General features: G+C 43.2%; 11 protein-coding genes. 7 read left to right on the forward strand and 4 right to left on the reverse strand.

What is annotated here, in order from left to right; translation table 11 throughout:
* The first annotated feature begins 65 nt into the window (after positions 1–65).
* Entirely contained in the window at positions 66–1,412 is a 1,347-nt protein-coding gene (locus QTO06_RS14960; protein ID WP_086369479.1) for a diguanylate cyclase, read from the forward strand.
* Positions 1,413–1,590: 178 nt separating this feature from the next.
* Here the strand turns inward: QTO06_RS14960 and QTO06_RS14965 are convergent, their stop codons facing one another.
* From QTO06_RS14965 to QTO06_RS14975, 3 genes are all read right to left on the reverse strand, one after another.
* Positions 1,591–2,961, reverse strand: coding sequence for an SLC13 family permease (locus QTO06_RS14965; protein WP_005443284.1), 1,371 nt, complete (start codon positions 2,959–2,961; stop codon positions 1,591–1,593).
* A gap of 246 nt (positions 2,962–3,207) precedes the next feature.
* Positions 3,208–3,942 carry a SanA/YdcF family protein gene (locus tag QTO06_RS14970; protein ID WP_005533464.1) on the reverse strand — a complete coding sequence of 245 codons (735 nt, stop codon included), beginning with the start codon at positions 3,940–3,942 and terminating at the stop codon, positions 3,208–3,210.
* 166 nt (positions 3,943–4,108) lie between these two features.
* Positions 4,109–5,797 (reverse strand): NAD-dependent malic enzyme, encoded by a 1,689-nt coding sequence (locus tag QTO06_RS14975; protein WP_038891325.1) that lies wholly within the window; start codon positions 5,795–5,797, stop codon positions 4,109–4,111.
* A gap of 236 nt (positions 5,798–6,033) precedes the next feature.
* On the opposite strand from QTO06_RS14975, the gene QTO06_RS14980 reads away from it, so the two are divergent.
* The 3 genes from QTO06_RS14980 (at position 6,034) to QTO06_RS14990 (ending at position 9,879) form a co-directional block, all read left to right on the forward strand.
* On the forward strand, positions 6,034–8,388 hold the full coding sequence (locus QTO06_RS14980) for a helicase-related protein (RefSeq protein ID WP_331408728.1): 2,355 nt from the start codon (positions 6,034–6,036) through the stop codon (positions 8,386–8,388).
* Between the two features lie 119 nt (positions 8,389–8,507).
* Positions 8,508–9,266: a phospholipase A gene (locus tag QTO06_RS14985; RefSeq protein ID WP_331408729.1), complete on the forward strand. Its 759-nt coding sequence runs from the start codon at positions 8,508–8,510 to the stop codon at positions 9,264–9,266.
* 235 nt (positions 9,267–9,501) lie between these two features.
* Positions 9,502–9,879 (forward strand): transporter, encoded by a 378-nt coding sequence (locus tag QTO06_RS14990; RefSeq protein WP_331408730.1) that lies wholly within the window; start codon positions 9,502–9,504, stop codon positions 9,877–9,879.
* Between the two features lie 148 nt (positions 9,880–10,027).
* Here QTO06_RS14990 and QTO06_RS14995 read toward each other — a convergent pair whose 3' ends face one another.
* On the reverse strand, positions 10,028–11,131 hold the full coding sequence (locus QTO06_RS14995) for a phosphoribosylaminoimidazolesuccinocarboxamide synthase (protein ID WP_331408731.1): 1,104 nt from the start codon (positions 11,129–11,131) through the stop codon (positions 10,028–10,030).
* A gap of 1,301 nt (positions 11,132–12,432) precedes the next feature.
* On the opposite strand from QTO06_RS14995, the gene QTO06_RS15000 reads away from it, so the two are divergent.
* The 3 genes from QTO06_RS15000 to QTO06_RS15010 all read left to right on the forward strand — a co-directional run.
* Positions 12,433–12,768, forward strand: coding sequence for a hypothetical protein (locus QTO06_RS15000; RefSeq protein WP_331408732.1), 336 nt, complete (start codon positions 12,433–12,435; stop codon positions 12,766–12,768).
* Positions 12,769–12,851: 83 nt separating this feature from the next.
* Positions 12,852–13,199, forward strand: a complete 348-nt coding sequence (locus QTO06_RS15005; protein WP_331408733.1) for a hypothetical protein — start codon at positions 12,852–12,854, stop codon at positions 13,197–13,199.
* A gap of 1,686 nt (positions 13,200–14,885) precedes the next feature.
* A partial coding sequence (locus tag QTO06_RS15010) for a hypothetical protein (RefSeq protein ID WP_331408735.1) occupies positions 14,886–15,091 on the forward strand: 206 nt, incomplete at its 3' end.

A 15,091-nucleotide genomic window follows, 5' to 3' on the forward strand; every position in this document is an offset into this window, starting at 1 on the left:
TTAAAAAACTTTCAGTACATTGCACTATATAAACAGTACAGTAGTCAGTAACTAGGTCTATCATTATGAAGTGGATACATAAATTAATCTTTGCATTGTCGATATGCACCATCAGTTTAGTGGCGCTATACAGTTTGCTTGGTGATACTCGTAAACTGGTTGTGACCCCAGACTTGTTCAATATCCACGTAACAAACGATGCAGTTGCTGGTGGCCTTAGCGAGTCTGACATTACCTACCAGAATCACAGCTTGGTGTTGAACTGTGATTTGAAAGAGAGCAAATATGCATGGCCATACTGCGGAATCTCAGTCTACACCGATGTAAAGGAAGCAACGAAAGGGCTCGATCTTTCGAGTTACCATACCGTTCGTCTTAAAGTCCGCTATGAATCGGCAGGGAATGGAGAGAATCCAAGTAAGAACTTACGTTTGTATTTGAGAAACTTTAACTCGGCTTACTCAGATCCAAATGATGAGTACACCATTAAATACAATGGCATGCAGTTTTCTCCCTCAGATTTTAGTGAGATCATCGAAATTCCAATTGCAAACCTTCAGGTGATGACATGGTGGTTGAATGACAACGATGTCGCGATTGAACATTCTGCACCGGAGTTCTCCAATATCACTCGAATTGATATCGCAACTGGAGCGGGGGCGGCACTCGGTAAACATAAGATCGTTATCGACAAGATTGAGTTTGAAGGCGCATATGTAGAGCAGTCGACACTGTTGTTCGCTTTGTTATTCTCATGGATGGCGCTGGGTTTAGCATTCTCACTACAAGAAATGCGTAAAAATAAAATCGCATACAACAAAGCACGGAAACGCCACCGCCATTTAGAGAAGGTGAATTCGACGCTTCGTACACAAAATTATGAATTTGCGGAACTGGCTCATCGCGATGCTTTAACTGGTGCGATGAACCGTCACGCGGTACAAAGTTGGCTAGAGCAGCAAGCACGACAAGTTCGATGGGGGCATGACTCGTTCTCCATTCTTTACATGGACTTAGATAAGTTTAAACGTGTTAACGATAAGTATGGCCATCAGATGGGCGATGATATCTTGCGAGAGTTCGTGATGGTGATTGCAAGCTCAATCCTACCTGAAGACCGTCTTGTTCGTTGGGGAGGGGAAGAATTTGTGGTCTTCTGCCCGAACACGAATATCGAACAAGCCGTTAAAAAAGCGGAATTGATCAGAGAGAATGTTGAGAAGCATCTTTGGGTGCATGGTGAGCTTTTGACGTGCAGCATTGGTGTTGCTCAAATGCAGAATGAGCGTGTTTCTGAAACCATGGCGCGTGCCGATGAAGTTTTGTATTTAGCCAAACGTAACGGCCGAAATAGAATAGAGGTGAACTACGGTATGCAAAAGCAATCTGAAGCGGCAATTGAGGCTTCATAGAAAAAAGGTGGCCGACCGACCACCAAAAGGGAACTGCTGAACATGACTAGGGGGTAGTAGTTAGGTATTCGGGTGATTACCAAGGACAGCAGCCGTAGTGCTAGTTTGAAAAGAGAGCGGCGTTTAAACGTCGCTCTCTTTATTTTGTTCAGGACAATGTTTTATCAAAACCGTGTGTTTACCAGAACAACCAAGCGAATAGCGTCAGTGCACCGATACATGCAACGTTCAGCACCATACCGATTCGCATCATCTCTTTCTGTTTGATATGACCCGTCGCAAATACAATTGCGTTAGGTGGCGTTGCTACTGGCAACATGAACGCACATGATGCAGCTACAGCAATCAGTGCTGACAGAATGACTGGCGATAGACCAAGCGCTTCTGCAATGGTGGCAAATACTGGCACCAATAGCGCCGCACTTGCTGTGTTACTTGCAAACTCTGTTAAGAAAACAACAAACGCAACCACAGATAGAATCGTAAGTAGTACGCCTGCTTGCTCTAGGAAACCAGCTAGGCCGTTAGCCAAGAACACGCTTGTACCTGTTGCTTTAAGGACGTTACTTAGACAGATGCCGCCGCCGAACAGGATCAAAACACCCCAGTCAGTCGTCTTTTCAATGTCTTTCCACTCTACAGCGCGAGAAGCACCAAGCAAAAGAATCGCACCAATCGCCACCAAAGTATCGAACTTCGCGAAGCCGCCCAGCATGGCGTTAATTGGTTTGCTGAAAATCCAGAATGTTACTGTTAATAGGAAAATCGCTAAGGTGATCTTCTTGCCGTTTGTCCACTCAACAGGCTGGTGGTCAAGTTCAAAAGTGTGGCTTAAATCTGGCTTTGTCATGGTGTAAAGCACCAAGATCGCGATAGGCATGAGAATCAAAGAAATTGGTAAACCCAGCTCCATCCACTCTGTAAAGTTCAAACCGACTTCTGCAGCTGCGATAGCATTCGGTGGGCTACCTACTAACGTTGCAATACCACCAATCGACGCACTGTAAGCGATACCAAGTAGCACGAATAGGTAAGTGCTGTGACTCTTCTTCGCATCTAGTTTGCTCATTACACCAAGAACCAAAGGCAGCATCATCGCAGTTGTTGCCGTGTTAGAGATCCACATTGATAGACCCGCGCTCACACCAAACAACATGAAGACCGCGACAGACATTTTACCGCGCGCAATCAGCAATACCTTGTCGGCAATCGCTTGATCGAGTTTTTGCTTGTGAAGCGCGGCGGCGAGTGCGAAACCACCCAAGAACAAGAAAATGATCGAGTTGGAGAAGTTGTTCAGTGCGGCTTGGGTATTGAATACGCCTAAGAACACCGCGAGTAACGGGATTAATAGGGCCGTGATGCTTACGTGAATGGCTTCCGTCAACCAAAGTACGGCAACGAAAATCAAAATACATAAGCCGGTTACGACTTGAGGCTCAAAGGGTAAGGTGTTGAACAGAATAGCGAATAGCAGGACATTAGACGTCAATATCATGCTGTTGCGTGTGAAGAACCAGTTCTTCAATGTCACAGCGAGTGCGGTCATGGTTGTGCTCCTTTTGCATTGCCTTAGTGTTGGTTTTTTATGGCAAAGTAACTGACTTGTAGTTATTTATTAATTTAAATGTTACTGCGAATGCGAAAGGGTGTTTTGTCTGAATCGGCGGCGGAATAAGAAAGTGTGAGGTTGAGAATTGGAAATGGGTAGAAATCTACCCATTTACTTTTAATGAATTGTTATCGCGGTGTTGTATTGAACAAGGATGTTGAAAGAAGCGACACTTGGCTCGACTCACTGAACCGGGATATTGCGTTCGTTGTCGATGGCTTCCTGCTTTTCTTCCACTGCAACGATTGGCTCTTGAGGGCCAAGGAAGCGCGGTTGCGTATTCATGATGTACAAGTCCAAAAATGCTTTCACGCGGGCCATCAGTTCACGTGTTCTCATATTGAGTTTCTGCTTACTCGCTGTTGGGCCCGCTACGGCCAAACACTGTGCATCGATATTATAAGCATCAGCAATAAACAGAGCACGCTCACAATGGAATCGTTGTGTGACAATCAAGAAACGCTCGGAGGCGAAAATCTTTTTAGCGCGCACGATCGAGTCTAAAGTACGAAATCCTGCATAGTCGAGATGAATCACTTCTTCTGGCACACCAGCTCTGAGTAAATCGCGCTTCATCGTCCAAGGTTCATTGTAAGAGCGATGTGCGTTGTCTCCACTCAACAAAAACTGCTTCACTTTTCCTTGTTTGTACAGCTCGATAGCGGCGTTGATTCTGTGGGTGTAATAAGTATTAAGGATTTTCCCAATGTACTTACTGGTGCCAAGTACGACTGCGACTTCGTGCTCTGGTACTTGTTCGTAGTCGGTGAAGATTTCTTCTTGCGCTTGCAGCACGACCCAACGGTCAATGGCGATAACGGTGACCAAGAGGCCGAGTAAAGAGATCGACAAAACCAAAGCCAGACGCTTCCATGAGAACTTGAGCTTCCAGTTTGACTTTATGCGAGAAAACAGCAAAACGTTCGATGTCCTTATTTCAATGTGTATCCCTCATCATATCTGATAGAAATGAAAAGAGAGAAGCCCATTTATGCCAAAATATGGTTAGGATGAGAAAAAAAAGCATAAAAAACAAAAGCCCCCGCAATGCGAGGGCTAAATATTATACAAAGCGTAGCAAAATTTAGAATGCTGTGCGTTTGTAACGACGGTAAACCGGCTGCCAGAATGCTTGGTCAATGGCATCGTTTAGCGCTTCATCGGTGATTTCTAGCGCAACGCCTTGTTCAATTGCTTTCTTCGCTACAGCGAATGCAATCTTCTTCGATACCAAGTGAATTTCTTCTAGTGGCGGAAGTAGGGCACCGTTGCCGTTGATAGCCAATGGCGAACATGTTGCCAATGCACGGCTTGATTCCATCAACATTTCGTCCGTTACGCGCTTCGCATTCACTGCTAGTACACCGAGACCAATACCAGGGAAGATGTAGCTGTTGTTACATTGTGCGATTGGGTAAGAGCGACCTTCATGAACCACTGGCTCAAATGGGCTACCAGTTGCTACTAGTGCCTCACCGTTTGTCCAACGAATGATGTCGTTTGGTGTTGCTTCTACGCGGCTCGTTGGGTTCGATAGTGGGAACACGATCGGACGCTTGCAGTGCTTGTGCATCTCTTTGATCACTTCTTCGCTGAAGAGGCCTGGAGCACCCGATACACCAATCAGTACAGTAGGCTTAGCGTTGTGCATCACATCAAGAAGTGAGAAGCCATTTCCTTCATTTTCCCACTTCTTCGTGTTATCGAACTTCTGAACTAGGCGCTGTTGGAAATCAAGAAGGTTAGGCATGCCCTCTTGCAATAGACCCCAACGGTCAACCATGTAAACTTGTGAACGTGCTTTCTCATCAGAAATCCCTTCCGACACCATTTGCGCGATGATCGCTTCTGCGATACCACAACCTGCTGAGCCAGCACCCAAGAAAGTAATACGTTGATCAGATAGCTTAGTACCTGCCGCTTTACATGCTGCAAGTAGAGAACCTACGGTTACCGCCGCTGTACCTTGAATGTCATCGTTGAAACAACAGATGCGGTCTTTGTAGCGCTCTAGAAGTGGCATTGCGTTTTTCTGTGCAAAGTCTTCGAACTGGATCAGGGCATCTGGCCAACGGCGTTGTACTGCTTGGATAAACTCTTCAACAAACGCATCGTAATCTGGACCAGTGATACGTGGATGACGCCAACCCATGTACATAGGATCTGCTAGACGTTGCGGGTTGTTAGTACCCACATCCAGTACGATTGGTAGTGTGTAAGCCGGGCTAATACCGCCACACGCTGTGTACAGAGAAAGCTTACCGATTGGAATACCCATGCCGCCGATACCTTGGTCACCCAAGCCCAAGATACGTTCGCCATCCGTTACCACGATAACTTTAACGTTGTGGTTTGCTGCGTTGTTTAGCAGGTCATCGATACGATCACGGTTCGGGTACGAGATAAACAGACCACGACCACGACGGTAGATGTTTGAGAAGTTCTCACACGCTGCACCAACGGTTGGTGTATAGATGATCGGCATCATCTCAGAAATGTGGTTTTGAACTAGGCGGTAGAATAGCGTTTCGTTCGTGTCTTGGATGTTGCGTAGGTAAATGTGCTTGTCCATGTCACTTTCAAAGCTTTTGTACTGTTGGTACGCACGCTCTACTTGTTCTTGGATGGTTTCAGTCGTCTCTGGTAGAAGACCTTCCAAGTTGAATGAACTACGTTCTTCTCCGGAGAACGCACTGCCCTTGTTCAAAAGAGGGGTCGCTAAAAGAGCCGGACCCGCATATGGGATATAGAGTGGGCGCTTGTCGTTGTTCATTGGGTGCCTTAAATGTAGGGTTGAAGGATGCGTGCAAAATTCTAACGGGTTCACTATTTAGTTGTAAACATTCGTTGATGTACATCAACGTAATGTCGCAAAAAAATCCAATTACCGACGAAAATATCGTCACTGAAACGATAATACTGTCATTAATTAGTCAGAAGCGATTCCTAAAGCAGGAATTTCTCACTCAGGTATAATGCCTCGCAATCCATTATCACGTTCTATCTTTTATGTCTCAATTACCTATCGATAGCTTACAAGCTGAATTTGACCAACTCGTGAATCACCACCATTTAGTGGTAGAAGCCGAAACCGGTTCTGGTAAATCCACACGGTTGCCGCTTTGGGCGGCCAATCACGGCCGAGTATTGGTGATTGAGCCACGTCGAATTGCTTGCACATCGTTAGCCGAGTTTCTTGCCGAGCAATCCGGCCAACCACTTGGTAAGAAGATTGGTTACGCGATTAAGCTTCATGCACACTACGATGAAAACACCAACGTCGTGTTCGTGACCCCCGGTGTTGCACTGCGTTGGTTCGCGGAAGACAAACTGGCTAGCTTCGATATCGTGATGGTGGACGAATTTCATGAACGCCGCTGGGACATTGATCTCCTTACGGCGATTTTAAAGCAAGAAAAACAGCACCGGTTGATTGTCACGTCAGCGACCTTAGAGGGTGAAAAACTGGCGAACTATTTGGATGCCAAACGGCTGCGATCGGAAGGTCGTTGTTTTCCTGTTACCGTTACCCATCGTTCACTGGATAGCCGTTACTTGCCGAACAAAAAGGGTTGCGAGAACGATGTTGTTCGCACGGTGAAAGAAGCTTTGGAAGACGAAGAGGGCGATATTCTCGTTTTCTTACCGGGTCGTAAAGAGATCACTCAATGTTCACAGATGCTGCAAAACCTTGATGATGTGATGGTCGTGAAGTTGCATGCATCGGTGAGTGATGAAGAGCGCCATCGTGCATTGACAGTACAAAAGCAACGCAAAGTGGTGTTGGCAACCAACGTCGCGGAAACCTCTCTGACCATTCCAAACATCCGCGTCGTGATCGACAGTGGTTTAGAACGCAGAACCGTGCAACGAAATGGACGCACAGCACTCACATTAACCAACATTTCTAAAGCCAGTGCGGCGCAGCGAATGGGGCGGGCAGGTCGTGTTGCTGAAGGGGCGTGTATTCGCTTGTTTGGCGAGCATGCTCCGTTGGAACTGGTGACGCCACCTGAATTGCACCGTGAAGAACTTGTAGAGCCAATGCTCGCTGCGGCTTGTTGTGGTTATAGACTTTCCGAACTTTCCTTCCTCGATTCTGCACCTGAAAAGTCACTCAACTCAGCACGTCAAACCCTGCAAGGGATGGAAGCGATAGACGAGCAAGGTGACATCACCGAACACGGTAAAAAAGTTTACCCTTTACCAATTGATGCCTTGTTTGCGGATTTAGTGACTCGTATCCAGACCAAATCAGAAAAAGAAGCAATGATCGACTTAGCAGCATCGCTTTCTGTACCAGCCCAATTGTATCAATTGCAAGGTGGGGAATCGGCGGAAGCATTAGCACAAGAAGAACCATTTGGCTGCGATGCCTCGTTGATGATTCGTTTGGTGCGAGGGGAGCAGCTTCCTGGCGTTAATGTTGATGTGAGCGTGCTTGATGAAGCGCAAGGTTTAGCAAAACAAATGCGAGAAGTGTTTGAATTGCCGGATCTTGAAGTCGCATCGCGATACAAACGTGATGAGTTGACCAAAGCCATTGCCACGTTACATCCAGAACTTGTATTTGTGCGCCGAGAACGACGTCGTGACGCGCTAGGCAATGGCTTGATGGAAATGATGGTCGGGCGTAATAGCCGTTTCCCCGAAAAAAGCGAAGCAGCATTGGTGCTAGATAGTCATAGCGTGCCCGGACGAGGCGTAAAGCAGACTCTTAACCTTGCCTCTGTAATGCTGCCCATTTCACTTAAGTTGTTGCGTGAATTAGAACTTGGCGAGTGGCAGCAAGGCGAAACCAATTATGAGGAAGAAGTGCCGCGCGCGACCATGCATTTGACCTATGCTGGGCGAACCATTTGCACGGAATTCCAAGCGCTTGAAGGTGGTGTCGCAGTTCAGTCCATCGTGGAGATGATTGAAGCCGAAACGCTACTTCCGGGTTTTGCCCCGTTAAGAAAACAGCAAATACAACATTGGAAGATTTATAACGCGCTTGGATTAAATCAAGAGCCTATCGATAAAGACACGCTTGATGGTTTGTCGTTTTCAACTTGGCTCGTGGAACAGTTAGAAACGCTTGGCGTGGAAAGCATGGAAGACATTGAACTGTTTGAAGCGGACGATATCCCATTCGAAGGCATTCCTGATTGGGAGTATCAGGACTTTGCAGAGCAATTTCCGCTTAAACTGCTGTTGGCTGAATTAAAACTCGACGTGGAGTACTTCGTGTCTCGCAAGTTGGTTCATGTTATTTATACCGATGGCAATCGAAAGGGGGACCCTAAACGCTGGGAGCTACCTCGTTGGTCTGGTTGGAAAGTGCAGTACAAAAAAGCCAGTCGTGTGCTGGATGTGAAATAAGGCAATTCATAACCCGGAACGATAATTGCTTTAATCAGTTTCCCTTGCAGTTTATGACCTAATTTTTAGGTGATAAGGAATGAATTTGCCGCTCCTCTTGAGCGACGTGAAGGAAAACGATGAAATATAAAGTAATTCCATTCTTGTTGTGTCCCGCATTGGCTTACGGAAAAAACATTGCACAGATTTCAACTTATGAAGACAACTACGTATTAGGTACATACACCACCGACATCAATCAAAACGCTTACAACGAACTCGGTTCTGAAATGGACTCGCTGCAACAGTTTGAAGTTAAGTTTCAGATCTCAGCTTCGATCCCGTTTTACCGATTCAGCTCTGGCACCGCGTTAATGGGCGCATACACGCAAAAGTCTCTCTGGCAACTCGCTAACTCTGACATTTCCTCTCCGTTCAGAGAGACCAATTACAAACCACAAGTGTTCTTGGCTCACCAATCAAACATGCTGTTATTTAACCACTTAGAGTTAGGTTACAAGCATGAATCAAACGGCCAGTCGAGTAAGCTTTCTCGTAGCTGGGATCGTCTTTATCTTGCTGCTGAGCGTTTCTCCGGTCCAGTTGAATACGGTGCGCATACTTGGTGGGTCGTCACCACAGAAAATGACGACATGGAAGACTACTATGCACCCTATGAATTGTGGGCGAAGTTCTATACTGGCGCTGGTGTGTTTAATACCCGAGGCTTCTACAACTTTGCCGATGACAAAGGTGGCGTAGAATTGGGGTACACCTTGTACTTTAATGACATCTTAGGTTTGTATGTTCAGGGCTACCATGGCTATGGTGAAACCTTGATTGATTATGACCATTCACAAACCCGTATTGGACTGGGAATCAAGTTGGTTAACCTCTAGTACCGATTTGCTTCTTCTCCTTGCGGGAGCGTGCTTTTAGTTTGGCGTTTAAAATATTAATCAATTGGATGCGTATATATGGCGAAGCTGTACATCATTTGTTACAAAGCTGGTTTTAATATTTCCTTTTGAGGTTAAATTAAGGCATAAAAGACCATTGTTTTATATCCTATTGCTATATCAAAGTAATTGAACGATATTTTGTATACCTCAGTTCAGAGTGTCGAGGCATAGGATGGAGCAACAAGGAAAGACATGCATTGAATTCGACTACACAAGCTTCCTAGGAGCAACGGGAAGTAAGAAGTGGACCTTTTTGGAGGCCTTCGCCACCATCGCTCCCATTTTTGGTCTGATGTGGAAACAGAACATCGCGGAATTAAGCCAACCAGAGGATCGCCTTTGGGATGCTGCCTTAAAATCGATGTCTTCACGTCAGAGCGATGAATCCAATCTAGTGATGTTGGTGAAGCTAGCAAAACATGAAGGGATCCATGAACTACGTGTGGTTATGCCTTATTCGTTAGACTCAAAGCAGATTGAGTACATTGAATCTCGAAGCAAACTAAAAGTAGAAACTGCCGAGCAAGATGTGCTGAATTTGAAGTTCTAACACTAAAGCTATACCTTCCCCCAATCAAAAAAGCGATCGAGTATTCGGTCGCTTTTTTATTACCTATTGTAAACCTGAGAACCAATGCTGTGTTTTGGCTTAGCTCCCTTTTGTATTCGGTTTTTACTCAGCGTTGAGCGAGTAAAGCTTAATCAATCAAACCGTATTCTTTGCTCAAGATTTCGATGATCTCTGCTTTCGGATTATTGCTCAACTTGATTGGCTGCCCTGTGATTTTTTCTGCGATGCCGATATACGTGCGAGAGATGTCCATCAAAGACTCTACTGGCAGATCGTTATCACGAGCAAGAGCTTCACGCTCGGGCATGCGCTCTTTGTTAAGCAGAATATCAGGATCAGGGAAGTGGTTTAATAAGAACTGACGGAAACCTTCTTTCGAGTTTTCAACGATGTTTCCGGCTTGGTATTCTTTTGTATCCCAAATACGTGACGAATCAGGCGTACCTACTTCATCCATGTAAATTAGCTTTTCGTTACCGGCAGCGTCGTGCACATAGCCAAACTCAAACTTAGTATCTACGAACGTTTGGTCAACGGCTTCAAGCGCATCGCTGATCACATTAAAGCCTTCTTTCAATAGCTTTTCGTATTGCGCAATGTCTTCTGCACTTGAGAAGTTGAAAGCTTCATAGTTCTCCACGATGTTTTGGCGAGTGATGTTCACGTCATCCGCTTCAGGAACGCTTGGAATACCTTTCAAGATACCTTTAGTTGAAGGTGTCATTAGTAATTCAGGTAGGGCTTTATCTTTCTCAAGACCTTCAGGAAGCTCAATACCACAGAATTCACGCTCGCCATTTGCGTAGGCACGCCACATAGAACCCGTGATGTACTTACGGCAGATTGCTTCAATCTTCACTGGCTTCGCTTTTTGTACGATCCAAACGAATGGGTGAGGGATGTCCAAGATATGACTATCAGCAAGGCCGTTGTCTTTGAATAATTTGAACCAGTGGTTAGAGATCGCGTTGAGTGCCGCGCCTTTACCCGGAACGCCTTTGAGTCCACCTTCGCCGTGCCAGATACAATCGAATGCAGAGATACGGTCACTGATCACCATGATGGCCAGTGGGGCATCAGTAGCGACATCGTATCCTTTTTCTTTGATCAGTCGTGCGCTGTCTTCTTCAGTTAACCAGTAAACAGAGCGAACTTTTCCGCTGTGAACAGGCTTGTGGGTGCGAATTGGCAGGTCGTCATTGACGGCAAGTACTTGATTAGCAAGGCTCATTGCGACATTCCTATCATCTTAATCAAACGTCATAAAGAGAAGATATCCAGCGAAAAGAGCACGCTGAATAAATCGAATGAGGGCATCATACCAGAACTATTTTAACTCGCCAGAGAAAAAGCAAACGTTTGCTTTGATTCTAAATTAGCGAGGCAAGAAACGTAGATAGAAACTTTTGAAAAATGATTAAACAGTAAGAAGTCAATGTAGACTAACTCCAGTTCTTTTTTTGAGCAGTCGTCACCGTTGAATTCAACACTGACTCTTTTATTTGCGAGTGCTGCAGCTGTTGCGACCGAATACATGAGTTTTTCATACTCACTGTTAAGGTAGACGCGTGAGTAGTAACTACATTCAGAAAACTTGATGTAAGCAACAGATTTTCTCACTCGAAGGTGCTCGATTGTTAAATTTGACTTCGTTTGTCCTGCGTATATAGGCAAAGCACATAAGGTGCTTAATAAGTAAGCGAAGATTCTTTTCATTTTATATTCAAATATTAGTCTTAAGTAAATTAGCGTTTCTAAATATGGATGCGCAGTTAGAAGTCTTTATAACGAAACTTTAACTGGTACAATTCTACGTATATATAAGCATATTCTTGTGCGCGTAATTTAGTTCCTGAAATTGTGAATATACTACAATGAAAGACTTCTTGAATAAAGCATATTTGGCTTAAAGAGTTTTTTTGTTATTTTTGATAATAAGCTTTACTTAATGGCATTCTATATATTCCAGTAGGTTAATTTATGATAATTAAGACTTTTACTTTTCATTGTTCATGTGTAGAATTCATAAAATAGCATTAACTTATTAATTGGAATGATGTTCTATTTTTTGTTTTTTATGATTCTTCTCTAGGGGAGTGAGTGTTATAAAATTTAAAAAACATGACTTTATTTTCAAGTGAAATAAAGAGGCTTTTAAATGTCTAGATTGTTAATTACAGCGCTTTTGTCACTAACATCGTTTGCAAGTTATGGCAAATATACCTGTACAGGCGAGGTCAAAGGGGTGAGCATAGCTCCTCACACAGGTGATATTTTAGTTGAGAAATTAGGGCCTTTGAATTGGCCCAGGCTATGTCGAGTTGGCAGTGATTACAACGGAATAAGCCAAGAGACATGTAGAATAATCTACTCAACCCTGCTGACTGCACAAACAACGAATAAGGCTGTAACGCTCTGGTTCAACGATAAGGGGGATTGTACGGATTCAAGCCACAAACCTTGGGACTGGTTAAGAGGTTGGTATTTTGGGCCTAGACTAAATGACTGGGTGTTAGGTTTGGAAAGCTAGATATGAAAAACATCTTACTACTACTTTTATTATTTCCTCTGGCGGCAAACGCAAGGTATACAGCAAACTTTTCAGGTGAAGTAAAAGCGGTTCTAACTTACCCAGGAAATACTATTATTCTGATCCGAGTCGAAGGTATGCCCGATTCTCACCCAAAGTGCACTTTGACTGATTATATGGCTATCGACCCAGCAATATCGTCAGAGTCTCGCCAGCTCATTATGTCACGATTACTATTAGCATACTCAACTAAAGAGAAGGTAAACATCGGTTATGATAAAGAGAGCCATACGGATTCTTGCGTTGGAAATCGTATGAGAGTCCATCGGGTTGGCTAGATAACCTGAATTCACATCAAGTGCTTTTAATATGTACGGACAGAAACATTTGTTTCTCAATTTTAAAGTCGAGGAGATATGAGATGAGATCTTGGTGTTTAGTATTGACAGCTGCCTTTGTAATGCTTACATCTTTTTATACTTCAGCAGCTGCGGGGTGGTCTGGTAAATCAAAAGTTAAGAGTATGTACGTTCTAAACGAAACAACAGCGCTTATTAAGTTGGAAAGCTTCCAAAACCCCCATAACTGCAAAGTAAATTCGAGTGGAGATATCATTCTTAATCCACTCACCAATAAAACTTGGTTTACCGTTTTATTATCTGCTCAAATGGCGGGTAAAGAGGTGGATGTATACGTAAATGCAAGCTGTGGAAAAACACATTGGGTCGGACCAACGTTTGCGACTATCGGACATGTTCGCATTTTTTAACCTCGCCTGATAGTTTTTGTAAATCATAAACTCTAAAGAAAATAATAGGATCTCTTATCGTTCTACTTCTCTCAGCTGCCACTGCTGACACATATTGCAAAGGAAAGGTAGCTTATCTTGCTATCGGAAGGGGAGGGACCGTGTTAGTCAATGGTCCCGGAGGTTTACCAACTGTATATCTTTGTAATGTAAAACATAAGACCAACAACGTAGAGGTCGAGTCTTGCTCTTCGCTTAAGAGTTGGTCAGCAGCTAAAAACCTAAACTGGGTTTTTGCGAGTTAGAAGTGTGAAGACTTCCTCTTATTAAGTTGTTGCTCACGGTGCTTTTAACTTACCGTCTCCTACTTTGCTTCATTTGGAAAATTTCCCTTTGTGTCGAGAGCAAAGAAACCTGAGTGAAAATGATTGGCTTATTTTTTATATTCTCAAACACTAAATTAATCTTGGCTGATTTTTGCTATTTAATATGATTTTATCATTAATTAGTGTGTTATTTGTCATTTAAATTTTATGATAGTGTCGTTTGCGTTAGGGTTATATAATTTTTCATTTATTTTTTTTGATCTTTCCATGATATTGTATTTATCTAACTTATAGATTGCTGTATGATTTATGTATTCCAGTACATAAATCATGCGATTGATGAAGGCTTGTATCAATTACACTTTATCTTAGTACATTAGTTCTGTTCTCCTAATGCATAACTTTTCTACGTTAGTCTGCATGTAGGGGGGGAATATAGTTATTTATAGTTTTGTGTGCGAAAAATACATGTGAAATATATTCATTATTATTCTATGTTCGTTTTAAGAACAGGGGATGTTATCGATTTTAAGTGACGACCAAAATTTATATTGATAGGGATAAAAATGAAAAGCATATATTCCGTTTTACTTTCAATTATACTGTGCGCATCTGCTAATGCTACAGACTGGAAGTGGAGTGGGTACGTAAGTATATATAAAATATATCCAACTAGTGGTGGTTTGAGTTTCTTTCCTAACTATAAAGATAACTCTGTCTCCAGTTGTGATGATGGACAGAGATTTACACTTCCTCTCTCAGCATTAAACTATGAGGTAAAGGCAAGTTCATTGATTTCCGCATTTATGGCTAATAAAAAAGTAACTATTGTATACGACAGGAAACAAGTTAAGTCTTGTTCAGCAATAGTGGACAGATTTATCGTTGCTAATTAATCATTTTAGTTCGCGTTTAGTTTATTAGTTAATTAAGGGGCCTATGAGGTTCTAAGCCTTTAAAGAAGTAGTTATTGATAGACAAATTTATTGCTCATAAAGAGTAAGGTTTTCATATATCTAAAAGAAAAATAATACTGCTGTTTTTAACGGTAGTAGTATTTTTTGTAGTTCAGCTCTTTCGAATGTTAGGAAAGCGAACGATATTTTATAAGTTGGGGGGCTAAAAATACTCAACGGATCTTTGTTAAAACTTCTGTGCAAGCAACGAATGCGAACTGTACAGATAAAAACAGGCTCTCCTGAAGCTTATATTTTTTACAGTGAAGCGTTAGCTGCAATGAAAGATAGTAAAAAATGTGAATTCAGTATTAACCGAATCTGTGTATTGTTGATGAGCCAGTTATTGATGTTTTCTGGAATCTCAATTATTGAATAAAAATACAAGTGAGACTTGTTAGAATAATTTTTTGGTGATCGCTGTCATGAATTTCCTTCGTATTTGCAAACCCGTAAAAATTGCAGTTTTCTCGCTCGTTTCAGCGAGTTTGTTATCAAGCCATGCATTTGCATCAAGTTATGGCCTGTCAAGCAGAACCGATACTCAGGTGCGTCAGAGTTCCTCAAGCAACTTTGATGTTCTGGTGCCTGCGAAAGCGAAAAATGGCATTTCCTACAATGTATTCAGTAA

The sequence above is a fragment of the Vibrio sp. M260121 genome, assembly GCF_036533715.1.
Classification (GTDB): domain Bacteria; phylum Pseudomonadota; class Gammaproteobacteria; order Enterobacterales; family Vibrionaceae; genus Vibrio.

Bases quoted from the DNA above. Each gene is read 5' to 3' on its own strand.
- QTO06_RS14960 (WP_086369479.1), top strand. From the start codon at position 66: ATGAAGTGGATACATAAATTAATCTTTGCATTGTCGATATGCACCATC.
- QTO06_RS14965 (WP_005443284.1), bottom strand. From the start codon at position 2,961: ATGACCGCACTCGCTGTGACATTGAAGAACTGGTTCTTCACACGCAAC.
- QTO06_RS14975 (WP_038891325.1), bottom strand. From the start codon at position 5,797: ATGAACAACGACAAGCGCCCACTCTATATCCCATATGCGGGTCCGGCT.
- QTO06_RS14980 (WP_331408728.1), top strand. From the start codon at position 6,034: ATGTCTCAATTACCTATCGATAGCTTACAAGCTGAATTTGACCAACTC.
- QTO06_RS14985 (WP_331408729.1), top strand. From the start codon at position 8,508: ATGAAATATAAAGTAATTCCATTCTTGTTGTGTCCCGCATTGGCTTAC.
- QTO06_RS14990 (WP_331408730.1), top strand. From the start codon at position 9,502: ATGGAGCAACAAGGAAAGACATGCATTGAATTCGACTACACAAGCTTC.
- QTO06_RS14995 (WP_331408731.1), bottom strand. From the start codon at position 11,131: ATGAGCCTTGCTAATCAAGTACTTGCCGTCAATGACGACCTGCCAATT.
- QTO06_RS15000 (WP_331408732.1), top strand. From the start codon at position 12,433: ATGAAAAACATCTTACTACTACTTTTATTATTTCCTCTGGCGGCAAAC.
- QTO06_RS15005 (WP_331408733.1), top strand. From the start codon at position 12,852: ATGAGATCTTGGTGTTTAGTATTGACAGCTGCCTTTGTAATGCTTACA.